The organism is Manganibacter manganicus (assembly GCF_002075885.1).
Taxonomy (GTDB): Bacteria; Pseudomonadota; Alphaproteobacteria; order Rhizobiales; family Rhizobiaceae; genus Mesorhizobium; species Mesorhizobium manganicum.
This window is the reverse complement of record NZ_MDET01000059.1, coordinates 133162-155952: the sequence shown is the minus strand read 5'-3', so window position 1 is coordinate 155952 and position 22791 is coordinate 133162. Positions and strand designations below refer to the sequence as shown.

The window sequence follows — 22791 nt, the reverse complement described above, 5'->3', positions numbered from 1 at the left end:
GCGGTCCCGCAAAAATGAATGCGCCGCGCTTCGGAGCCGTGTTTGTGCATCACGTGTCAGCGCCTCCATCGTTTCACTCCTGTTCTGGTCCAAGGGTGCGCGAATGCGCGCAGTTTCTTCGATACGGCTTGCTGCATCTGCGTTCGTACATACATTTACTGCTCAGAACCGATCCCGAGCGCCACAAGATACAGGGTGGACGTTATGAAAATTCAACAGGCAAGGAGCTAATCATGTCTATAGATGGGAAAATCGTCCTCGTAACAGGCGCGGGCCAGGGAATCGGGCGCGCGATCGCCTTGAGACTGGCCAGAGACGGGGCCGACATCGCCCTTGTGGATGTCAAGGACGAGACGACGAACGCCGTTGCGGATGAAGTAAGGAAGATCGGCCGGAAGGCGACGACGTTCAAAGCCGACGTTACCAAGCGGGATCAGGTTTACGCCGCAGTCAATCACGCGGAGAAGGAACTCGGCGGCTTCGACGTGATCGTGAACAACGCGGGCATCGCTCAGGTTCAGCCGCTGGCGGACGTGACGCCCGAGGAAGTTGAAAAGATCCTCAAGGTCAACGTCGAAGGGGTCCTGTGGGGAATCCAGGCCGCGGCCAAGAAGTTCAAGGAGCGAAAGCAGAAGGGGAAGATCATCAACGCGTCTTCAATCGCGGGGCACGATGGATTCGAGCTGTTGGGCGTCTACTCGGCGACAAAGTTTGCCGTCAGGGGCCTGACGCAGGCCGCAGCCAAGGAATTCGCCAGCGACGGGATTACCGTCAACGCATACTGTCCCGGCATCGTCGGTACCGACATGTGGGTCGAGATCGACAAGCGCTTTGCTGAGATCACAGGTGCAGAAGTGGGATCGACCTACAAGAAGTATGTGGAAGGTATCGCCTTGGGCCGGGCCCAGACTCCGGAGGATGTCGCCGCGTTCGTCTCGTTCCTGGCAGGCCCGGATTCGGACTACATGACGGGACAGGCCCCACTGATCGACGGCGGTCTCGTCTATCGTTAGTGCCCAACAATGTCGCTCATTGTGAATCAACGCCGTGAGCGACAATCCTGGAGAATTGCGTCGTTCGACGGTCATCGTGGTTCGTAGCCCGTCATCTCGAGATAACCCTTGCCGGGGTGAGTGCCGATCACCCGCACCGGACCTTCCCAATAGGGGATGCTGAGGTTCATCCAGGCTTGAGTGTTGAGCGCGCCGACGGTGATGTCGAGCGCACGGTCGGGCAAGGTGAGCCGCCAGCGTGTCGGGACGTCGCGGCCGTCCACCCGGCTCGTTTCCAGCGGAGTGGCGACAAGATTGCCATCGCCATAAGGCGTCGCGCTGCCGTCCGCCTCGATCCAGGTGGCCGAGGTGAAGCTGCCGCCAGCGGTGTCGCGCAGGCTGAAACCCATCAGCTTCTCGCCGGCATCGAAGGAGAGCGAGAACCAGTCCCAGCCGGCTTGGTCCTGCGCCAGAGGCTGCGAAGACCATTCGCGATCGAGCCACGCGGTGCCGCGCACCGGTACCTCGCCCTCGGGCAGCGTGAGCGTACCTTCGACTGCGAAGAAGGGTTGTGAATAGTAATAACTCGCCTGTCCCTTCGCCGATTTCACCGAATAGCCGTGGTTGCCGTGGAGAACAAGCGGGCCCTGGGCCTGCATCTCGATGTCGTAGGCGAAGTCCGTGCCGGTCGCGGTCAGCCGAAGACGGTCGAGACTGTCGCCCACCATTTGCCAGTCGTCGATCCAAGCGGCGAAGGGCTCGGCCGTGACGCCCGCCTGGCCTGTGCCGCCGCGCGCGAAACGCTCCGTGGCCCGGTGGGTCAAGGCGCTGGTGACGGCGGCATGGCCAAACCATAGCTGCGGGCTTTCCCATCCCTCGGCCTCGGCCGGCGCGAGCGCCGAACGGAACAGCGTCCATTGAAGGCCGTAGTCCGCGCCATCGGGCCCGGTAAGGTTCGCGGTCAGGTACCACCACTCGATCCGGTAATCCGGATGGGGGCCATGATCGCGCGGGAACTGGAACTGCTTGCCCGCTTCCGGAACGGAAAAGCCTTCGGCGTCGGTGCCCAGCCCGGCAAAGCCCTGGGCAAAGGCATTGCCGAAGCCAAACAACAGGACGGTGAGCGCTGCGGCGCAATTCCAGGCTCTAGCGTTCATTGGCGAATATCCTGAGCAGTGCGGCCGGCTCCATGCGCGCGAGCCGCCAAGCCGGCCATAATCCGGCGAGCAGCGCGGCGGCGAGCGCGAAGAGCATCAAGCGGATGTATTCGGCAGGAAACAGATACATCGGCAGGCGCCAGCCGAATGCCTCGACATTGACGATGGCAAGCAGCACCCAGGCGAGCGCCAGACCCAGTGGCAAGGCCATGAGCGTGGTGATCCCGGCGAGCAGCACGGTGCGCAGGATCTCCAGCCCGGCGAGCCGGCGCTGAGTGGTCCCCATCGCCCAGACAGGCGCCATCTGCGGCAGTCGCATCGCCGCCAGCGTGAGCAGGCTCATCAGGATCGCGAAGGCGGCGACCGCGAGCGTCAGCACGTTCAGCGCTCCGGTCACCGAGAAGGTGCGCTCGAACACCGATAACGAGAACGCCTTGAGCGCCGACTGGTCGACGATGCTCGAGGGCGGCAGACCGAGTTCCTCGAGCAGCGCCTCGCGTAAGCCCCCCGGGTCGGAAGTACGCACGCCATAACGGACAGGCTTGATATCGGGGAAGGCCTGCCGAAACAGCGCTTCGCCGATGATGGCTTGGCCAATCGGGTTTCCGTAGTCGCCGACAACGCCCGCGACCGGTAGCGATAGTCCGGGTCCCAGCGCGAGCATGGCGCCAACCCGCAGGTCGGCGCGGCGCGAGAGCTGTTCATTGATGACAACCGCCTTGCCCTCTTCGACCTCGTCCCATACGGCGGGGACCGCATCGAGGAAACGCCAGTTCTCGCGGTAGGTGTAGCCGATGCGCGCCCCGAAAATCTCCGCCGGCAGGCCGGCAAGCGTCGCATCGACCGACATAGTCGGCAGCACAGCGTCGGCGCGCGTCTCGAGGAACCGCATCAGAGCCGCCGGGTCAGCGACCCCGTTCGCATTGACATACAGTTCGGCCGACAAGCGCTGGTCCAGGAAGCCGGTAAAAGTCAGGCGGAAGCTCGACACCATGGTGGAAACGCCGACATTGGCGGCCATGGCAAGAAGCAGCGCCATCAGCGCAAGCCCGAGGCTGGGCAGTTGCTGGCGTGTGTCGGCCCAAAACCACTGCACCATAACGCGGACGGCCCGTCCTTCACCAAAACGCAGGATCGCCGCCAGGCAAGACGGCAGCGCAAGCGCCGCGCCGAGCAGCAGGCAGGAAAGCAGTGCGAAGCCGGCAATCAGCCCGCCGCCGACGATAGCCAGCACCCCCGCCGCCACGAGCAGCACGACAGTGGCCGCGGCTTGCAGCTTGCGCGTCCGTCCCGAGGCCAGCGCCCAGGCGCGACCGCCGGCGCTTGCCAGGACCGGCATTCGCGCCAGCCGCCACATCGCGCTCGCGGAGGCAAACAGTGCGCCGCCGAGCGACATGGCCATTCCCGAAAGCCACCATGCCGGGCGGATGTGCAGCGTGCCTGCAACGTCGGCGCCATAAAGGCCCTGTATCGTCGCGGCTACGTCCGGCATCAACAGCGTTGCGATCAAGTAGCCGAGAACGATGCCGAGCGCGCCGGCAAGCGTCGCCAGTACGACAAGCTCCAGCACCATCAGGACGATCAGGCGTCGGAGGGGGACACCGAGCGCACGCAGGGTGCGGACCATGCCGCGCCGCTGCTCGAAGGCAAGCCCGATCGCGCCATGAACGATGAAGATGCCGACCGCGAAGCTGAGGAAGCCGAAGGCCGTAAGGTTGAGGTGGAAGCTATCGGTAAGCCGGCCGACATCACTGGCCCCGTCCGCATGCCGGAGCATGAGGTCGGGCGCGATCTCGGCCAGTGGCCGTTGCCGCAGAGGCTGGTCGGTCAAGACGATCAGACGGCTGATGCGCCCGGCACGGCCAAGCAGCTCCTGGGCGACGCCGATGTCGGCGAGCACGGTGCCGGGCGCAACCGTCTGGTCGCGCAGCACCGGGTTGGGCAAGTTCGCCGCGAGTAGCGCTGCCGTCTCCGGGCCGGCGACCAGCGTAGGTGCGCGCAGAAAACCGGCGAGATCGGTGCGGGCCAGCGCCGCGCTCGCGGTCGAACCGGCCGGCGCGGTCAGGGGATCGACTCCGACCAGCCTCACCGCAGTTCCGCCGACACGCAGCCTTCCCTCAACCACCGGGCTGACCAGCCAGCCGGCGCGGCGCAGCGTCACGAAAACCTCCTGCGCCATGGAATCCCCTTCGCGCGGCACCAGCTGGTCGAACTGGCCTTCGGCCAGCGTGGCGGCAGCCGCATCGTAGCTCGCGCGTGCCTCGGCGTTGATCGCCTGCACACCCGACCACAGGGCTGTCGCCAGCGCGAGGCCGAGCACCAGTGTCAGCAATTGAAGCCGGTTGCGCCGCCAGTGCGAAGCCAGCGCCGACAGGACCGCGCCGGTCATGCGAGGCGACCTTGGCTGAGATGCGCCCGGCGCCCAAGCCGCGCTGCAAGGCGTGGCGAATGCGTGACCATCAACAGCGCAGCCCCCGTTCCGGTCACGAGTGCCAGGAATTGCTCCAGCACCTCGTCCGCTGTCGCCTCATCGAGGTTGCCGGTCGGCTCGTCGGCAAGGATCAGCTTCGGTCGTGCCGCGAGCGCGCGGGCGATCGCCACGCGCTGCTGTTGGCCGCCGGACAATTGCTCCGGATACTTCCGCAACTGCGCCTCCAGTCCGAGCGCGGAGGCCAGCCGTGAAAGCTCCCGCGGCTCCGCCGTGCCGTTCAGGCGCGCCTGGAAGGCGATGTTGGCGGCGACGTCCAGAGAGGGGATGAGGTTGAACTGCTGGAAGATGATGCCCACCGCGTTTCGCCTGAGTTTCGCGCGGCCGCGGTCATCGAGCGCGGTGATCTCCTGCCCGTCGAGCAGGACGCGCCCGCCATCGGCAGCGTCCAGCCCTGCGACCAGGTGCAGCAGAGTGCTTTTTCCAGAGCCGGATTCGCCGGTCAGCGCCAATGTCTCGCCGGCATCGAGCGAAAGCGTCACGCCGCGCAGCACAGGCACCGGGCCTTCGGGGCCAGGATAGGATTTCTGCAGATCTTCGATCGAAAGCAACATGCATTACAGCTATCGTCTACGACCGAAAGTGGAAAGCTGTGTGATGACGATCGATCCAGGCCAAGTCTGTTCCGAAGCTGGGGAAGCTGCAAAAGGTGGCATGCCGATGAAATCGGAGTCGTTGCGGCAGGAGGCTAATTGCCGCCCTCGCGGATATGCCGCCGGCGCAGATTGGTACGGCAATGCAGGACGTTTTGAGAAGTTCGCAAGGTGGTAATTCGGGTCAACGATATCCGACGCACATCATGTAGTCGCGCAGCGGCGTTTCCTCCTGCTCGACTTCTGTCAGGAGCAGCTGAAGCGCGTCTCGCGCCTTGAGGACGCCGATCGGGATGGATGCACCGGGCATCTTCGAACCGATCGCATCGCAATGGCGCTGGGTAGCCATAGCAAATTACCAGTTGGCTCCTGTGACTCCGCCCGTCTGGTTAATGCTGCTATGTTGTTCGGCTCAAAGCAGCGGGCTAGCCAAGCGGGCCAGGTTTTCAGCAACCTTGTGTATTAGTGGGCGTTTATCCCAATCTCTGAGACTCAGCGCTCGGCTCGAGACAAAATAGCGATCCTGCTCTTGCCAGAGTTGCTTCACGACGCTTTTGTCAAAAGCGATGAGGCTCACTTCTGCGTTGAGCACAAGGGAACGGATATCGATATTGCTGGAACCTAGAAATGCAATTTCGTCGTCGAATGTGATATGTTTAGCGTGGAGGAAGCTTTTTTCGTATAGATGTACCTGGATACCTGAGAAGAGGAGTTCTGAATAGAATGATCTTTGCGCAAGCTTCACAAGGATATGATCCGTCACCTGCGACACGACCAGGCCCACCTGCACGCCCCGCAATACTGCCGTTTTGAGTGCTTGTAGAAGGGACTCATCCGGTACAAAATAAGGGGTGGTAATGATCACACGCTCGCGCGCCCCGTGCACGAGCGAGACGATGAGATCTCCAAGACCCGCGCCCGGATAGTCCGGGCCTGTGGGAAGTATCTGCGCGACCACGCCACCGCCGGGCGGGTTGTGAGGGAATAGGACTGGGTTGGCCAATTCCTCATTTGTTTCCATGAACCAGTCGGCGATAAAGACAGCTTGAATTTCGGTGGTGACTGGACCGACGACGCGGGCCACGAGCTCTTTGTTAACAACGCCCTCTCGAAATTCGGCGTTGATGATGTTCTGGGAACCCAAGTAACCAACGCGACTGTCGATCACAGCGATTTTGCGGTGGTTGCGAAGGTCAGCACGGGCGGACTTTCGGCGAAAGAGTCCAACGCGTAGTGCCAGGCGAACCTCTACACCAGCAGGAGCGAGCAACTTCGCGATGTTCTGGGCCCACTGCCGTGACCCGATGGCGTCAATCAGAAGCCGGCACTGGACCCCGCGCTGTGCGGCTCGCTCGAGTGCGTCAACAACACGCAAGCCGGTCTCGTCATCGGCGAAAATATAATACAGGAGGTGGACCGTTCTTTGCGCCGCATCAATATCATCGATCATGCGATTGATGACGTCGTCGTACTCGGAGATAAGCTCGAAGTTATTTCCTCCTACCGTCGGGAACTGCCCAAGCTTTTCCACCAACAAGGCGGGGCCAGAAAGGTGGCTCGGCAGATCGGGACGGCGACAGTAACGAGAATGAGAAATTTCCTTGGACGCCGCTGCAAAAACAGTCGGCAATTTGAGAAAACGCTCGCGGCGCCAGCGCGGGTAGGTTGGTCGTCCTATGATGAGGTAGATGAGGAGCGCGGGGATCGGCAGCAAAAACACCAGGATAAGCCAACTTCGTGCCGCCTCCGGAGAGCGTCGCATAGGCACAATCACGACCATCGCTAAGCGGATTGACCACTCAACTGCAACGTATCCGACCACCCAGACCTCAATCACGATCAGTGTTACCCCTATCCTACACTGCTTACGCACCTATCGGCGGACTGATTAAAACCTCGGCATTCCCGGTCACAACAACCCTCTCGCCGTATGCCCGACAAGGGCGTTGGCCAATTCGGTTCACTCGTTGCCAGCAATATACGGGAAGGAGCGATGCGGTGACGTCAGCATAAGTTCTCACTGTGTCCTTAACTTCGATCAAGGATGCCGCTGGCAAGAGCATGGAGACTCGCCACGATAAATCGATATTCTGCTTGAACGGAGCCAGAAAACCATGAACCAGAACACCCCTGTCCGCGTAGCAATTAACGGGTACGGCGTGATCGGAAAGCGCGTGGCTGATGCAGTTTTCTGCCAAGACGACATGGTTGTTGCCGGTGTTGCCGACGTCGCGACGGACTGGCGTCTCCGACTTCTTGAGTCGAAGGGGTTCGCGCTCTATGGCGCGACCCCGGAGCACACAATTGCGATGGGCGAGGCCGGTCTTCCTGTCGTAGGAACGCTCGACGAGCTTTTGGCGCAATCGGATATTGTGGTCGACTGCACCCCGAAGCGTGTTGCCGCCCAAAACATCGAGACCTACCGAACTCGCTCAATTAAGTTCATCGTCCAAGGCGGGGAAAAGCACGATGCGACGGGTCATTCGTTCGTCGCAGAGTCTTCTTTCGAAAGCGCCATCGGCCGCATGGCGACACGGGTGGTATCCTGCAACACTACTTCCATAGTCAGGACGCTCGGCGCGCTCAAGCGCGCGGGTCTCCTGAAGCGCGCCCGAGGAACCCTGCTAAGACGCGCGACCGACCCTTGGGAGAGCCATGAAGGGGGAATCATGAACACACTGATCCCCGAACCTCACATCCCCAGCCATCAGGGGCCTGACGCGCAGAGCGTTGATCCCGATCTTGATGTTGTGACCATGGCAGTAAAGGTACCCCAAACGCTGGCACATCTGCATTACTGGACGGTGGATTTGACCCGAAACGCAACCAAAGAGGAAGTGCTTGATGCTTTCAGGGCCTCGTCCCGCATCGCTTTTGTCCGCACTTCTGATGGAATCACCGCACTCAACACCGTGAAGGAGCTCATGGCCGATCTTGGTCGACCGCACGACAACCTGTACGAAGTTGCTTTGTGGGAAGACATGCTGAAGGTTGAAAACGGGGAGCTGTTCTACGCCTATATGGTCGACAACCAGGCGATCGTCATCCCTGACACCATAGATGCCATCCGAGCGATTACAGGTCTTTCCAACGATGCCCAAAGCTCGATTTCGCGGACGAATGCGTCTCTCGGAGTTGGAACGTTTTTGAGCTAATTAACGTCGCGGCGCGCGGCATCGGCTGCGCGTGCTCTGGAGGGACGACCGTTTCGCCAGATCAAGGCGACTGCTTCTGAAACGATCTTTGCATTCTGGATCGAATGATTGTCCGTGCACCCACGACCATCAATTTCAGCTTAGGATCGACCCATGAACACCAAAACCACCGTTGCTTACCAGGGAAATGACCGGCTCCTTTTCGGCATCATCCTGGGTGTGCTGGCCTTCTGGCTATTTGCCCAGACGACGCTGAACATTTCGCCGCTGATGGCCCAGGATCTCGGTGTCCAGCAATCGCTGATGAACATCGCGGTCTCCATCACGGCGCTGTTTTCCGGCATTTTCATCGTCGTCATGGGCGGGCTGGCCGACCGCATCGGCCGGGTCAAGATTGTCCAATGGGGTTTCATGTTCTCGATCGTTGGCTCGCTGCTGGTCGCGCTGGCGCCGACGGGCGCGATGGGGTCTACCTTCCTGATGCTCGGCCGCATCTGCCAGGGTTTTTCCGGGGCGTTCATCATGCCGGCCTCCCTGGCGCTGGTGAAGGAGTATTGGGACGGGGCAGGCCGGCAACGCGCCGTGTCCTTGTGGTCGATGGGCTCGTGGGGCGGGTCGGGCTTCGCCGCCCTGTTCGGCGGCCTGATGGCGCAGAACCTGGGTTGGCGATCGATCTTCTTCGCAGGCGCCGCCATCTCGGTCATCGGCTTGCTGATGGTTCGCGGAACGCCCGAGAGCCGCGCGGAGACCAAGGCCGGCTACAAATTCGATCTGGGCGGCGTCGTAACCTTCATGATCGCGATGGTCGCCTTGCAGATCTTCGCCACACAGGGCGCGTCCTTCGGCTGGGTCAGCTTGCCGTCGCTGACTTTGCTAGCGGTTGCCATTGTCTTCGGTGTGATCTTCTTTCGTATCGAGAGTGGCAATGCGAATGCATTCGTCAATTTCGGGCTGTTCCGCAATATGACCTACACCGGCGCCACGATCTCGAACTTCCTGCTGAATGGCGTGGCCGGCATGCTGATTGTTTCGATGACATTGTTGCAGGTCGGCGGCAACATGGATGCCCAGCAGACGGGACTGCTGACGCTGGGTTATGCCATTGCCATCGTCGCGTTCATCCGGGTGGGCGAAAAGCTGCTGCAACGCTTCGGGCCGCGCAAGCCAATGATCTGGGGTTCGTTGATCGTCGGGGTTTCGATCCTGTTGCTGATGCCGACCCATCTGATGCTCGGCACGTACCAAATTCTCGCCATTCTGGCCTATACGCTGTTCGGCCTGGGCCTGGCCTTTTACGCCACGCCATCGACGGACGCCGCGCTGTCGAACCTGCCATCGGACCAGGCGGGCTCCGGCTCCGGCATCTACAAGATGGCCTCGTCACTCGGCGCGTCCTTCGGCGTGGCCATCTCGGCCGCCGTGTTCACCGCGCTTTCGGGGGACAATAGCTCGGTGGCTTGGATCGAGGGTGTCTTTTCCTATGTCGGCCGGCAGGACAATTTGGCCGTTCGCGAAGCCGCCTTGTTCGCGCTCGGCATCAATCTGCTGATGGTCGTGGCCGCAATCGTCTCGATCATGATCACCGTGCCCAAGGGAAAGCCTCGCGATTAGCAATAACCACAAACCCTCGGTGAACCACCCTACAGGGCGTCGTATGCCCGATGCGAACGAAGGGACATCTCCATGAACGCTCTTGTCAATGAACTCGATCAGGCCAGCATGAAGGAATGGTTCGAGCATATGCACCGTACGCCCGAACTGTCGATGCAGGAGGAAAAGACCGCCGAATACATCGCTGGCCTCGTCAGGGGCTTTGGTTATGAGGTCGAGACCGGTGTCGGCAAATATGGCATCGTTGCCTCGCTGACGGTAGGCGACGGCGACAACGCCATCGGGTTGCGCGCCGATTTCGACGCCCTGCCGATCGAGGAGGTCAACGCGCTGCCCTACAAGTCGAGCGTTGCGGGCGTCGCCCATCTTTGCGGCCATGACGGCCATACCACGATGCTGCTGGGGGCCGCGAAGTACCTCGCCGAGAAGAAGAACTTCAACGGCACAGTCCGCCTGATCTTCCAGCCGGGCGAGGAGACCATGCAGGGCGGCCCGGCGATGATCGAGGACGGGCTGTTCGAACGCTTTCCGGTGGACGCGGTGTTCGGCATGCACAACATGCCGGGGCTGGAGCTCGGCAAGCTTTACTTCACGCCCGGCGAGGTCATGGCCGCAGTCGATAATTGGGAGGTGGAGATCACCGGCAAGGGCGGACACGGCGCCATGCCGGAACTGTCGATCGACCCTGTTGTCGCAGGCTCGTCTCTGGTCATGGCATTGCAGACCATCGTCGCCCGCAATGTCAGCCCGGCAAATCGAGCAGTCGTCACCGTGGGCGCGTTCCTGGCCGGCAATGCCGGCAATGTGATCGCTCACAGCGCGATCCTGCGGCTGTCGATCCGCACGACCACGCCCGAAGACCGCGTGATGGTGCTGCACAATGTTCGCCGGCTGGTTGCGACGCAGGCCGAAGCTTTCGGATGCACCTCGGAGATTCGCGAGGGTGTGGCGGGGGCGGTGTTGGTCAATGATGCCGCCGAAACCGAAAAAGCAGCCGAGATCGCCCGCAATGCCTTCGGCGAGGATCAGGTCGTGTTTCCCGGTCCGACCTATCTCGGCTCGGAGGATTTCGCTTTCATGCTGCAAAAGCAGAAGGGAACCTACTGCTTTCTCGGCAATGGCGACACCAAGATGGTCCACCATCCCGAGTTTGTCTTCAATCAGGACATCCTGCCCATCGGTGCCGCTTATTGGGTGGCGCTGACGGAAGGCCATCTTCGCTGAGACGCGCCACACTCAGGCAGGCGTCAGCGCCCACGCTGTTCATTACCGGCACCCCTGAGGATGGGCAAGTCCGGCATCGAACTCTAGAGCATTTCGCACTCAAATGGAAACATTTGGCGCCCGCGATAATGCGGAAAAACAAAGAGTTAGAGCGGTACTGCCGATTCCGTTAAAACGATAACCGCTCTAGGAGACCTGTGCGCGGGTGTCTGGACTGGCGTGTTAATCTGTGATTCCGTCAACCTGAACACTGGATTTGAGGGCTGCGATGGGACGTCGGCGCATTGGTCAGGAAAAGTTCGGTTTTGCCGGGATCGCTGCCAGCATTCGTCTTTGGATGAGCTTGCCAGACTGATTGACTGGGCGCGCCGATTGATCAGGCCCTTTGTGTAATTTCCTGCTCTGCGAAAGGCGAGCCTGCCTGGCCGCTAATGGCCTTGCTCAAGGCGATGCTGCTGTCGATCTGGTACGACTTGTCCGACGTGAAGCTTGCTGAGGCGCTGGACGATAGAGGATCGTTCCGACGGTTCTGCGGGTTTTCGGCTTCCGAGCCGACACCTGAGCGAACGGCTTTCGTGCGTTTCCGCAGAGCTCTTGTGGTCCACGGTCTGGACAAGACCCTGTTCGATGAGATCACCCGTCAGCTCAAAGCCAAGGCGATCCGGGTGAAGACCGGGACGCTTGTCGATGCGACGATCATCGCCTCGGCCAGCGAGGATGATGAAGAAGGCCATTGGGTCAAGCACAAGGGCTGACCAGCAGTTCATGGCTTCAAAGCCCATGTTGGCGCCGACGCCGACACGGCTCTTGTCGAGCAGATCGCTGTCACGCCCGCCAACATCAACGACGGTAAGGCCGGCCCCGAAGCTCTACCCGACAATCCCGGTGAGGTGTTTGCTGACAGCGCCTATCGCGGCAATCATTTCGGCGACGCGGTGCGCGCCAAGGGTGGAACGCCACGCATCGTCGCCACCGGCATGTGGGGACGGGACGAAGCCGAAACATTGGCGCGCCTTGAGGCCTGGAACCAACCGATCCACCGTATTCGCGGCCGGATCGGAAAGATCTTTGGCACATGGAAACGAAGCTATGGCCTTCGCCGGATGCGATGGCGAGGGCTTGCAAAGGCAGGCGTTCAAATTCGCCTCACCGCCATCGCCTACAATATGAAACGCGGTGTGAAGATCATCGCCATGGTCGCATAGCCGGTAAGAATCACTGACACTCATGCGAGAGCGTCACAAGCCACAGCCAACGACGTTGGGGCTGATATCTTCCTGCCCTGACCCGGGAAGGTCGAAACGATCAAAACAATATCACGCAAAACGCTGACCGCGCACAGGTCTCCTAGGTGCATCGGCGCGGAGAGTATTGCGGCTATGGCGCTGCGAGTGACGGGGCGATCGAACTTGCCCGGATCATGGGCGTGTCGGACGCATTCATCGGGGCTTACGTCGTGGCGATTGGAACGTCCGCGCCTAACTGGTACGCTAGCGTATAATGGCTTGTGCTGAGATCGTCGACCTTGCACTGGTACGCCATCGACCAGGAAGTGGTAAGGGCGCTATGCTTATAACGCTGGAGGACAAAACCGGGATCACCTACCTGCACGCTTCGATCAACGTGCTGATTGAAGCGTGATCGGCGTCGAGCGTGATTATCGGGCGGCAAGTCTTCGCTTTCCGCAGCGGCATTGGACTTTTCGACCACAGTTTTCATGTGGCTGCAATGCGATCCAGATAGATCAGGCACTTCATATTGTAGAGGATATTGGCCAAGCTGATCTTCGTCGTGCCTCGCGCGATGCGAAACGGTTTGCCGGAAACAAGCGAGCTCACAGCCTCAGGCTGGAACGCGGTTCCTGTGACCGGCAGTATAATGGCGCGCGTTCTACTATTTCTGCCGATCGTACCGAAAAAGGAGCGGTCGGCCAATCCGTTTCCGAGGATGGCAAGGATTGCAGACTGGGGGTCCGAGCGCTTTCAGTCGATACCCCGACGGCGGCCCTTCTAGTGCCACGAACAGTTGCTGCCCCGAGCAAGGCCGCTGTAAATGAGAAACCCCAAAGGATACGACGGCCTTCAGGTGCTTACGTGCGACTCGGCCTTATATTAGGCGATTTCTTGCTTAATTTTCTACCACGTGCGGACGATCGGCTTTAGGTGATCGAGCTAGCAGCACCTGCCTAGACACCAAAAAAGGGAGATCGGGATGGCGATTGGCGCGTATGCGAGAGGAGCTTTCGTCGCGATTGGCTCGTTCATAATGTTTGGGACGGTGGCAGCCCTATGGGCCAATCCGCTTTTTATCCGGATGACACCGACAGGCGGCTTCGAAGTCGTGTTACTCGCCCTACAGGCGCTTTTGCTTGGCGTCTACGTGGCCATCCCGGTTCCCTCATGTGGCCTGAAGCTAGCGAGCGTTGGCGGGATAGCCAGTTATATTGGCATCGCTTGCCCGGTCTGTAACAAGCTACTGCTCTTCGTGTTTGGTGCAAACTCGTTGCTGATCTATCTGGAACCCATGCGACTGTATTTGGCAGTTGGCGGAGCGCTCGTCACAATGGTCGCTGTCTCTATCCGATGGCGCAACTACCAGGCCGTATCGTCTCCTCAGTCGTCGTTGCCCTTCCGCGATCAACTTCCTGCAACTGCCTTGAACGTTTTGTAACCAGAAATAATAGTCTCGTGTTGCACGAATGCGGCCGAAAAGTAAGCTGAAAGCATCGATTAACGTCCTGACTGAGGCCTGCCGGCCATTACGAGGCGCAGAACACTTCATCCGGCGGCGATTTCTTGGCTTCCGCGGTGCAGTCACAGGCCTTTTAGGCCACATGTAGAGGCGGCTGCCATGCAGTCCAATAGATCAAGCGCTTCATGTTGTAGAGGATGTTTGCCATGCCGATCTTCGTCGTGGCGCGTGCAACGCCAATGGTTCGGATGACCAGCCCCATTAGGTTCTTCTGCTCGGCGAAGACATGGTCACTGCCAAGTCGGGCTGAATCTGCGCGCGAACCCCCGTCATGATCGATTCCAGTCTAGTAGACGCCGTGCTTGATTGGCGTCCGTCGCGCCAAAAGACGCAGCGTCTCCTCGAAATCCGGCCGCAAAGAAACCGCTAAGCTCATCGCAAGTCTCCCCGTTTTTGGAAATCTCATGAGTCCAGATCAGTGAGGGTTGGAATAAAGCGCTGACGGGATCACGTCGGTCGTCAAGCCGGCCGCCCAGTAAGCCAACAATCCGAGCCATTCATGAACGGCGAGATCGATCGCTGCGAGGCCACCTGTAACCGATTTGGTAATCTGCTTGAGGTCGTCCGTCCCGCGCGTGCGATAGTCGACCGGATACGGGGTTACGTCGAATCTGGCGGCTCGGAAACACCCGACCGCTCTGGGCATGTGGCTGGCCGACGTCACAAGCAACCAAAGCTCGCCGGGCTTCGGTTGAAGGGCGGTTTTGCTTTCAATGCCGTTCTCGCAGGTGTTTCGCGATCGCTCCTCCATCTCGATGCGTTGGGTAGGCACGCCAAGCGACACGAGGATTTCATGCGCTACCTGGGATTCCGACATCTTGGCATTCCCACCAAGGATGTGATTTGTTCCTCCCGAAAGGAAAATCCTCGCGTCTGGATAGCGACGGCTCAGATCGACGGTCGCCGTCATCCGTTCTCCCGCCTCATTCATCGTAAGGATGCCACGCTCGCTGCTGATGTGGGTGTCGACAGCGCCGCCAAGAAGGATGATTCCAGTAACGGGTCTATTTATGGTAGGCTCGGGGAAGCGGTCCTCGAGCGCGATCAAGGCGGCCGATCCAAGAGGGCTCCAGCCGCAGATGGCCAACAGCAAGATCGAAGCTGTCATGCATCTTCGTCCCCACTGCGACCAACTAGTGAGAGAAACCAGGATGCCAATCAGGCCAAGCAGCACCAAAAGGTTGGAGGGAATCAGGAAAAACCCTGTCAGTTTCGAGATGAAGAAGAACATCAAACCTCCGCATCTGGATGTATGGAAGCCTTTGAAGGTAGCCGGGAACGTCCCGGATCAGCGCTGGGGCTTAGGGGCGCCTGCCTGCTGCATTGGCTGACGGTCAATGTCATAATGATAGTCTTTCGGCCTTGTTGACGCGTCTGCATCAGGCTTCCTGCCCGGCAGCTGCCGCGATGCGTCCAGCTCGCAGGCGGATCGCTCACGCCCTCCTATATGTGACGATCCTTACCGTCGAGATAACAGGATAGCTAGCGGTTGGCGAAATGAACCCGCAGAACCGATCGAGATCCTTGTTCTGCAGGTAGGTCGGAATGAAGCGCCGCGCCGTTATGGCGAACAGGAGACCCGATACGGTGCCGATTACGAGAATCCATGTCCAGACATAAGCTTGCACCTTATTCGAAGACTCCTATCCAGCGGGCTATGACAAGCTAGGAGAGTTAAGCAATCGCCGTATTGGCAATCCGGATGGAGAATGCCGCTCCAGTGACAAATGTGATGGTCTGACCGGAACCGATCGAGCGCTTGATCCATTCTGCGGGCCTCGCTCGTACAGACTTCGCCAATGGATTGGATTGACGCATGCTGCCCCCCGCTGACGGCCCGTTAGGGGAAATAGTCTAAGATTTCGTGCCGGTGCTCCCAGAAGGATTGGGCATGAGATAGTGTGGCCGCCCGGGCAGCATCGCATCGTCGTGAGCATTGTGAACAGTTTATTTACTATAGGAAGAAAAGCCCGGACAGGTAACACAATGTTCCTATCTAGGCCCTATGCTACGCTCGTTCATAAAAGGGCGGGGTTTACACGAGTGTGCGGGTTTGCCGGCTATTTCGGATCGGTAGGAGATGCGGATGCGCTGCTTCGGCGCATGGTGGGCGAGATCGTGCATCGCGGGCCGGACGAGCAGGGCAGATTCGTGTCAACGCAGGCGGGACTGGCCCACGCCCGGCTTTCCATCGTCGGGCTCGGCGACGGCCAGCAGCCAATGGTCGACGAAACCGGGCACCTGACGATCGCCTTCAATGGCGAGATATTCAACTATGTCGAGTTGCGCGACGATCTGCGTGCCAGGGGACGACGTTTTCGCACCTCGAGCGACACCGAAGTCATTCTACACCTCTACGACGAGATGGGCGACGCGTGTCTGTCTCTCCTCAACGGCGACTTCGCCTTCGCCCTGTGGGATGAACGGCGCCACCGCATGATGCTCGCCCGCGACAGGATGGGAGTCCGCCCGCTGTTCTACACCAGCAAGGGCGGTACGCTTTACTTCGCCTCGGAGATCAAGGCGCTGCTGAAGGTGCCCGGCATTTCCGCCACGCTGGATCCGATTGCGCTTGACCAGATATTCACGCTGTGGGCGCCCATCGCGCCGCGAACGGCCTTTGCCGGTATTCATGAACTGGAACCGGCAAGTGTGATGATCGCCGAGCCCGGCAGGACAGGCTTGAAACACTACTGGCAGCTCGACTATCCGCCTGGTGACGCCCCGGGAAATATCAAGCAGGAGGCCGAAGCCGCGGAGGAGTTGCGGGCCTTGCTGTCTGACGCCGTCAGGCTGCGCATGCGCGCCGACGTACCGGTTGGATCCTATCTTTCGGGCGGCCTCGATTCCTCCTTGGTTTCGGCGCTCGCCGCCGGCATGGCGCCCGAGGGCCTCAAGACGTTCTCCGTGAGTTTCGACAGTCCCGAGCATGACGAGAGCGCCTACCAGCGCCAGATGGCAGCGGCCCTCCACAGCGACCATCGCACCGTCGTCTGCCGCGAGGGCGACATCGCGTGCGTCTTTCCCGAGGTGATCCGCTTCACCGAACGGCCGATCATCCGCACCGCCCCGGCCCCGCTCTATAACCTGTCCGGCCTCGTCCGCGAGACCGGCGTCAAGGCGGTGCTGACCGGCGAAGGAGCCGACGAGGTATTCGCGGGCTACGACCTGTTCAAGGAGGCGCGCGTGCGCCGCTTCTGCGCGCGCCAGCCGGCGTCCCGCATCCGGCCGCACCTGTTCCGCAAGCTCTATCCCTACCTGCCCAACCTGCGGCAGCAATCTGTCGAGTTTCTGGCAGCTTTCTTCGGTGTCGGCGACGGCTTCGCGGACGATCCGCTATTTTCGCATCGGCCGCGCTTCAAGGCGACGGCCGGGGCGAAGCTCTTCTACTCCCGCGAACTGCGCGAACAGCTGAAAGGCTACGATGCGGCCGACGATCTCGCGAGCCGGCTTCCGGCGACTTTTCGCACATGGCATCCACTGCACCAGGCCCAGTATCTGGAGGCTCGGTTTCTCTTGCCGGGCTACATCCTGTCCAGCCAGGGCGATCGTATGGCGATGGCACACGGCATCGAAGGTCGGTTCCCCTTCCTCGATCATCGCGTGGTCGAGTTCGCGTCGCGGCTTCCCCCGGAAATGAAGCTGAAAGGTCTGACGGAGAAGCATATCCTGCGCAGAGCGGCCCAAGACCTGCTCCCTCCCGCCATACTGGAGCGGCCGAAGCAGCCATACCAGGCCCCGGACAGCTTGGCTTTCACCGGGCCGGGCGACCTGGACTATGTGAACGACTGCCTGGGGGAGAAAAGCATCGCGGCCGGCGGCCTATTCAATGGGGAGGCGGTGGCGAAGCTTCATCAAAAATGCCGGGCCCGTGCGACGACAGGTTTTCGCGACAACGCCGCCTTCGTCGGCATCCTGTCGACCCAGCTTTGGCACCGGGCTTTTGCCGGGCAGGACCAGCAGATCGAGAAGGCGGCTTGAGACATGACGAGAAAGGAAGGGTTATGAGGGAAACCATCAGCGTCGAGGTACGGAATTTCATCGTCGAGACTTTCCTGTTCGGCGATACAGCCAGTGTGCCGGCGGACGATGCCTCGCTGATCGACAACGGCATCATCGACTCCACAGCCGTGCTGGAGTTGGTCGTCTTCATCGAGGAGCGGTTCGACATCACCGTCGGCGACGCCGACATCGTACCCGCCAACCTGGATTCGATCGCCCGCATCTCGGCCTTCATTCAGTCAAAGGCAAAAGCCGTCGCCGCCTAGGCGGTAACGGCGGGGGGACGCATTGCGCATCGAGCGGTTCTTGACCAACAGTGCCGATGTCCGAGCGGGCAAGACGGCGCTGGTCGCCGATCACCGGCGCTTCAGCTACGCGGAGTTGGACGACCTGTCCGACCGCCTTGCCGCCGCGCTCGCCTGCAACGGGGTGAAGCGCAACGATCGCGTCCTGGTCTTCATGGACAATTGCTGGGAGGCGGTGGTGTCGATCTTCGCGGTCCTCAAGGCCGGGGCCGTCTTCAGTCCGATCAACGCCTCGACCAAGGCCGACAAACTCGCCTTCATCGTCGCGGACTGCGAGCCGGCGGCCATCCTTGCGCAGGCAAGGCTGATGCCGGTGGTCGCGGCTGCGCTGGGCGACAAGTGCGGGGTCTTCATCGCATCCACGGACGGGCCGGATGGCCACCGTCCACCAAATACCGCTTCCTTTTCTAAATGCCTCGCCGGCGAAGTCCGCAAGGTTGATCACGGCGGCATCGATCTGGACCTTGCCATGCTGATCTACACCTCCGGCTCCACCGGGCGGCCGAAGGGCGTGATGATGACGCACCGTAACTGCGACGCGGCGGCGGATTCGATCACGACCTATCTGGAAAACACGCCTGACGACGTCATCCTCAACGTGCTGCCGCTGGCTTTCGACTACGGCCTCTACCAACTGCTGATGACGGTTCGGCTCGGCGCCACGCTGGTGTTGGAAAAGTCCTTCGCCTTTCCGCTGGCGATTTTCGAGCGTGTTCGCGAGGAAGGCGTTACCGGCTTGCCGCTGGTGCCGACGATGGCGGCGATGATCATGCAGATGCGCGATCTCGAGCCCGGCTTTCTGCGCGGCCTGCGCTACGTCACCAATACGGCCGCCGCATTGCCGGTCGCCCACATCGAACGCCTGCGTACTCTGTTTCCCGGCGTCCGGCTCTATTCGATGTATGGCCTCACCGAATGCAAGCGCTGCACCTACCTGCCACCGGAGCAACTCGATCTGCGTCCGGATTCGGTCGGCATCGCCATTCCGAACACCGAGGCCTTCGTGATTGACGGGGATGGTAACCGGGCGCTGCCCGGCGTCGTTGGCGAACTGGTCATTCGCGGGCCGCATGTGATGCAGGGGTACTGGCGCAACGACGCCGAGACCCGGCGTGTCCTGCGACCGCACCCAGGCTCGAACCTGAACCCGGGGGAAAGGGTGCTCTACACGGGCGACCTGTTCAGGGCCGACGCGGAGGGCTTTCTCTATTTCGTTGGCCGCAAGGACGACATCATCAAGACACGCGGCGAAAAGGTGGCGCCGAAGGAGGTGGAGGCAGTGCTCTATACCCATGCAGGTGTTGCCGAAGCCGTGGTCGTCGGTCTGCCCGATCCTGTGCTCGGACAAGCCGTCGCCGCTTTCGTCGTGCGGTCCGATCCGGCGCTGAGCGAGAAAGATGTCATCCGGCACTGCGCCCGCCATCTGGAGGATTTCATGATTCCAAAATCCGTCGAATTCTGCACGGAACTGCCGAAGACGGATACAGGCAAGATCAGCCGCCGGCTGGCGGCTGCGTTGGCGGAGGCGGTACGATGACTTCACGGCAGCCGCAAAAGACGAGGGCCGGCGATCTGTCGCCGCTCCTGGCTCTGGACACCGACGCGGAAATCGAACGCATCGCGACCAGATTGCGCGAGCAACTGCGCGACATGCGCAAGCGAGGCCTCGTACTTGGGCTCTCGGGCGGAATCGATTCGAGCGTGGCGCTCGGCCTGGCGGTGCGCGCCGCCGGTCGTGGGAACGTGTTCTGCATTTTCATGCCGGAAGACGATTCCGATCCCGAAAGCCTACGGCTTGGCCGCCTTGCCGCCGACACGTTCGGCGTCGAGGCGGTGGTGGAGGACATCGGCCCGACCTTGCGCGCCATGGGTTGCTACGAACGCCGCGACGCGTTCATTCGTGAACTGGTGCCGGCCTATGGGCCAGGATGGGCGTCCAAGGTCGTCATCGCAAACACGCTGGAAGGCGGCGGCTACAATATCTCGTCGCTCGTTGTCCAGGACCCGCAGGGGCGCCAGGAAAAGCTGCGCATGCCTCCAGCAGCCTATCTCGGCATCGTTGCGGCCACCAATATGAAGCAGCGCACACGCAAGCAGATCGAATATTACCACGCCGACCGCCTCAACTTCGCCGTCGTGGGCACGCCAAACCGGCTCGAATACGATCAGGGTTTCTTTGTCAAGAATGGCGACGGCGCCGCCGACGTCAAGCCGATCGCCCATCTCTACAAGACGCAGGTCTATGCGCTCGCCGCTCGTCTTGGCATTCCCGAAGAGATCCGGCGCCGGCCGCCGACGACAGACACCTACTCGCTGCCGCAGACGCAGGAGGAGTTCTACTTCTCGCTCCCTTACGACCGCATGGATCTCTGCCTCTATGGCCTCAACAATGGTATCGCGGCCGATATGATCGGGCAGGCGGCGGGGCTTACCGTCGCTCAGGTCGAGCGCGTCTGGGCCGACATCGCCGCCAAGCGCAGGGCGACGCGCTATCTGCACATCGGCCCACGCCTCGTTTCGAAGGTCGAAGAAATCGAGGTCTGATTACCGGGAGCCTGTCGTCAAGGGTTCAGGTGAACCGCCCTCGAATCAGTCGGCACCATTGTTCGCCTGCGATGCCGTTCAGGAAGGCCTGCGAGTCCGTCGTAGCCAGTAGAAGGTCAGCATCGCGGGAATGGACGACTGTCGAGGCCGCGTGCACGAAAGCGATGCGGCGCCCGAGCATCGCCTCCAGCAGAGCCGGCTGAACGCGCCCCCTCAAGCCGCCCAGGCCGCGTGCCGCGGCATCGTCGACGAGGCAGTCGATCACATGGCCGGCCTGACCGGGTGCCGCGACGATCTGGAGAACCGAACCGATCCCACCCGGTTTTGCATAATAGGCGAAGGCGCCGATCCGGACCCCCGTCGGCGAAGAAACGGCACAGAAAACGAGATCGCCAAGATCGGGTTTGTCCATTGCGTCCGCGAGAATCCAATCGAGCCGACATTCCTTCCAATCCGGCCTGAGCGCGTATTGGCTGGTGAGCGGGTCGAGCAGGTCGGCGAACTGGATGCTATCGATTTCTCGGACGTTCGCGGCCTTTTGCCCGGTTCCGCTTGTTGGCAAAGCGGACCAGGAAAGTCGCCCTGGGCCCAAATGCCTGCGCCAGATATTGTCGACAACGCTTGCCAGCGGGTCGAATACCTTGGCGATCCTGATCCTGCGCGAGGCAACGCCAAGCGCGAAGCTCACAGGCCGGATGACGCGCACCCAGTCCAGGCTGTACTGCGTCAGAGCCGTTCCGCGCGAGCGGGTCCATAACCGAGCGGATGTCTCGTTCGCGGTCTCGCTGAAGGACAGGTCCTGGGGCCCGTCCAGAAATGCCTTCAGCAGCCGCGCGCCAGCCAGGGGGTCTCTTTCCCGATCCTCCGACATCAGCGATCCGCAGACCGCGGCGCGCAGTTTGCGTCCGTTGAAGGTCATCGGCAGGGCGTGGACGCCGATGAATCCGGAAACTTTTCCTTCGCCATTCTCATGGACGAGCGAGTGGACGCCGCCGCCGCAAAACGGCGCTTCAAGGTACAAGCGGCGTATGTAGTCGGTCAGCGAGGTGGGCGGCGGCGGCGCTTTCTTGCGCAGCAACCGCTGGAACATCGCTGCCACGGCAGGGACGTCGTCAGCTTCGAGTGTGCGAACGCGGCTCAACCGCCTGCTCCTGGAGCCGTTGCGCGTCCATTGCGTCGGGTGACCGCCACCCGTGACTTGCCGCTTGCTCCTGCGAACGACGGCGGGTCATATGATTTTGTCCGTGCGAGCAGCGCCGCGACCAAACGCTCTTGTCCCTCGCCGAACTCAAACAGGAGCCAGCCGTCGGACCTCAGATAGTCGACAGCTTCCCTGACCAGCCGCTGCAAGATGGAAATTCCATAGGGGCCGCCGTCAAAAGCCACGGACGGCTCGTTGTCCAGCAGATATGCGCTTTCGTTCGCGAGGCGGGACGAAGAAATATAGGGCGGATTGCACACCACCATATCGACCTTGCCGAGCAAATCGTCGCGCGCGATGGCACTAAACAGATCGCCCTGTCGGACTGAAATCCTGTCTGCCATCGAGTTGTGCAGGACATTCCTTCGGGCGAGCGCGACAGTGCTGTCGGTAAGGTCGGCGGCCCATATCCTGGCCGCTGGACAGTGATGTGCGATACCAACCGCCAGATTGCCCGAACCACAGCACATATCGATAACAACCGGCGCCCCGGCCATATCGCTGAGGATATCAATTGCGCGGCGGCCGAGCATCTCGGTCTCGCTTCGCGGGAGAAGAACATCAGGCGCCAACAAGAGACTGACACCCATGAAATTGCTAGTTGAATGCGGGCCTCCATCATCTGCCTTGCCGGGACAATAGCTCTGCTCTTCTGGCACCTGTCGAACCTATTCGTTTTGTCGGATTCAATCATCAATATCAGCGCCAAGTAAACAAAAGCGCACCAACTGTTGGTTCTTTTCACTGAGCAACCCGACAGGTGAAGCT

General features: G+C 60.9%; 20 protein-coding genes. 11 read left to right on the top strand and 9 right to left on the bottom strand.

What is annotated here, in order from left to right; all coding sequences use genetic code 11:
- Positions 1-233: 233 nt before the first annotated feature.
- The gene (locus BFN67_RS22895; RefSeq protein WP_080921760.1) at positions 234-1013 is read left to right on the top strand and encodes an acetoin reductase; all 780 of its coding nucleotides are present in this window, start codon (positions 234-236) and stop codon (positions 1011-1013) included.
- 71 nt (positions 1014-1084) lie between these two features.
- On the opposite strand, the gene BFN67_RS22890 is transcribed toward BFN67_RS22895, so the two are convergent.
- From BFN67_RS22890 to cls, 5 genes are all read right to left on the bottom strand, one after another.
- A complete protein-coding gene (locus BFN67_RS22890) occupies positions 1085-2149 on the bottom strand; it encodes a lipocalin-like domain-containing protein (protein ID WP_080921759.1) in 1065 nt (354 codons plus the stop codon).
- On the bottom strand, positions 2139-4538 hold the full coding sequence (locus tag BFN67_RS22885) for an ABC transporter permease (RefSeq protein ID WP_080921758.1): 2400 nt from the start codon (positions 4536-4538) through the stop codon (positions 2139-2141). Before BFN67_RS22885 ends, BFN67_RS22890 begins: the two co-directional genes overlap by 11 nt.
- Positions 4535-5191, bottom strand: a complete 657-nt coding sequence (locus BFN67_RS22880; RefSeq protein ID WP_080921757.1) for an ABC transporter ATP-binding protein — start codon at positions 5189-5191, stop codon at positions 4535-4537. The genes BFN67_RS22885 and BFN67_RS22880 overlap by 4 nt, the downstream gene beginning before the upstream one ends.
- A gap of 223 nt (positions 5192-5414) precedes the next feature.
- Positions 5415-5579, bottom strand: coding sequence for a hypothetical protein (locus tag BFN67_RS24435; protein ID WP_158083557.1), 165 nt, complete (start codon positions 5577-5579; stop codon positions 5415-5417).
- 63 nt (positions 5580-5642) lie between these two features.
- The gene (cls, locus tag BFN67_RS22875; protein WP_245295381.1) at positions 5643-7067 is read right to left on the bottom strand and encodes a cardiolipin synthase; all 1425 of its coding nucleotides are present in this window, start codon (positions 7065-7067) and stop codon (positions 5643-5645) included.
- A gap of 277 nt (positions 7068-7344) precedes the next feature.
- On the opposite strand from cls, the gene BFN67_RS22870 reads away from it, so the two are divergent.
- The 5 genes from BFN67_RS22870 (at position 7345) to BFN67_RS25010 (ending at position 12425) form a co-directional block, all read left to right on the top strand.
- A complete protein-coding gene (locus tag BFN67_RS22870) occupies positions 7345-8385 on the top strand; it encodes a type II glyceraldehyde-3-phosphate dehydrogenase (RefSeq protein WP_080921756.1) in 1041 nt (346 codons plus the stop codon).
- Between the two features lie 153 nt (positions 8386-8538).
- Positions 8539-9996, top strand: coding sequence for an MFS transporter (locus BFN67_RS22865; RefSeq protein ID WP_080921755.1), 1458 nt, complete (start codon positions 8539-8541; stop codon positions 9994-9996).
- Between the two features lie 72 nt (positions 9997-10068).
- Positions 10069-11220, top strand: coding sequence for a M20 aminoacylase family protein (locus tag BFN67_RS22860; RefSeq protein ID WP_080921754.1), 1152 nt, complete (start codon positions 10069-10071; stop codon positions 11218-11220).
- 431 nt (positions 11221-11651) lie between these two features.
- Entirely contained in the window at positions 11652-11975 is a 324-nt protein-coding gene (locus BFN67_RS25015) for a transposase (RefSeq protein WP_245295380.1), read from the top strand.
- Positions 11976-12038: 63 nt separating this feature from the next.
- Positions 12039-12425, top strand: coding sequence for a transposase (locus BFN67_RS25010; protein WP_245295386.1), 387 nt, complete (start codon positions 12039-12041; stop codon positions 12423-12425).
- A gap of 510 nt (positions 12426-12935) precedes the next feature.
- Here BFN67_RS25010 and BFN67_RS22850 read toward each other — a convergent pair.
- A complete protein-coding gene (locus tag BFN67_RS22850) occupies positions 12936-13154 on the bottom strand; it encodes a hypothetical protein (protein ID WP_080921753.1) in 219 nt (72 codons plus the stop codon).
- A 277-nt stretch (positions 13155-13431) separates the two neighbouring features.
- Between BFN67_RS22850 and BFN67_RS22845 the strand changes: the two genes are divergently transcribed.
- A complete protein-coding gene (locus BFN67_RS22845; RefSeq protein ID WP_080921752.1) occupies positions 13432-13890 on the top strand; it encodes a hypothetical protein in 459 nt (152 codons plus the stop codon).
- Positions 13891-14386: 496 nt separating this feature from the next.
- Here BFN67_RS22845 and BFN67_RS22840 read toward each other — a convergent pair whose 3' ends face one another.
- Entirely contained in the window at positions 14387-15202 is an 816-nt protein-coding gene (locus tag BFN67_RS22840; protein ID WP_080921751.1) for a YdcF family protein, read from the bottom strand.
- An 812-nt stretch (positions 15203-16014) separates the two neighbouring features.
- Between BFN67_RS22840 and asnB the strand changes: the two genes are divergently transcribed.
- Genes asnB through nadE form a run of 4 tightly spaced genes read left to right on the top strand, consistent with a single transcriptional unit; the run spans position 16015 to position 20822 of the window.
- Positions 16015-17952, top strand: coding sequence for an asparagine synthase (glutamine-hydrolyzing) (gene asnB / locus BFN67_RS22835; protein ID WP_080921750.1), 1938 nt, complete (start codon positions 16015-16017; stop codon positions 17950-17952).
- A 23-nt stretch (positions 17953-17975) separates the two neighbouring features.
- The gene (locus BFN67_RS22830; protein ID WP_080921749.1) at positions 17976-18239 is read left to right on the top strand and encodes an acyl carrier protein; all 264 of its coding nucleotides are present in this window, start codon (positions 17976-17978) and stop codon (positions 18237-18239) included.
- Between the two features lie 22 nt (positions 18240-18261).
- Positions 18262-19815: a class I adenylate-forming enzyme family protein gene (locus tag BFN67_RS22825; RefSeq protein WP_080921748.1), complete on the top strand. Its 1554-nt coding sequence runs from the start codon at positions 18262-18264 to the stop codon at positions 19813-19815.
- Positions 19812-20822: an NAD(+) synthase gene (nadE, locus tag BFN67_RS22820; RefSeq protein WP_080921747.1), complete on the top strand. Its 1011-nt coding sequence runs from the start codon at positions 19812-19814 to the stop codon at positions 20820-20822. Before BFN67_RS22825 ends, nadE begins: the two co-directional genes overlap by 4 nt.
- A 25-nt stretch (positions 20823-20847) precedes the next feature.
- Here the strand turns inward: nadE and BFN67_RS22815 are convergent, their stop codons facing one another.
- Both BFN67_RS22815 and BFN67_RS22810 read right to left on the bottom strand, forming a co-directional pair.
- Positions 20848-21963 carry a hypothetical protein gene (locus BFN67_RS22815; RefSeq protein ID WP_080921746.1) on the bottom strand — a complete coding sequence of 372 codons (1116 nt, stop codon included), beginning with the start codon at positions 21961-21963 and terminating at the stop codon, positions 20848-20850.
- Positions 21960-22613, bottom strand: coding sequence for a N5-glutamine methyltransferase family protein (locus BFN67_RS22810; protein ID WP_080921745.1), 654 nt, complete (start codon positions 22611-22613; stop codon positions 21960-21962). Before BFN67_RS22810 ends, BFN67_RS22815 begins: the two co-directional genes overlap by 4 nt.
- Positions 22614-22791 lie beyond the last annotated feature (178 nt).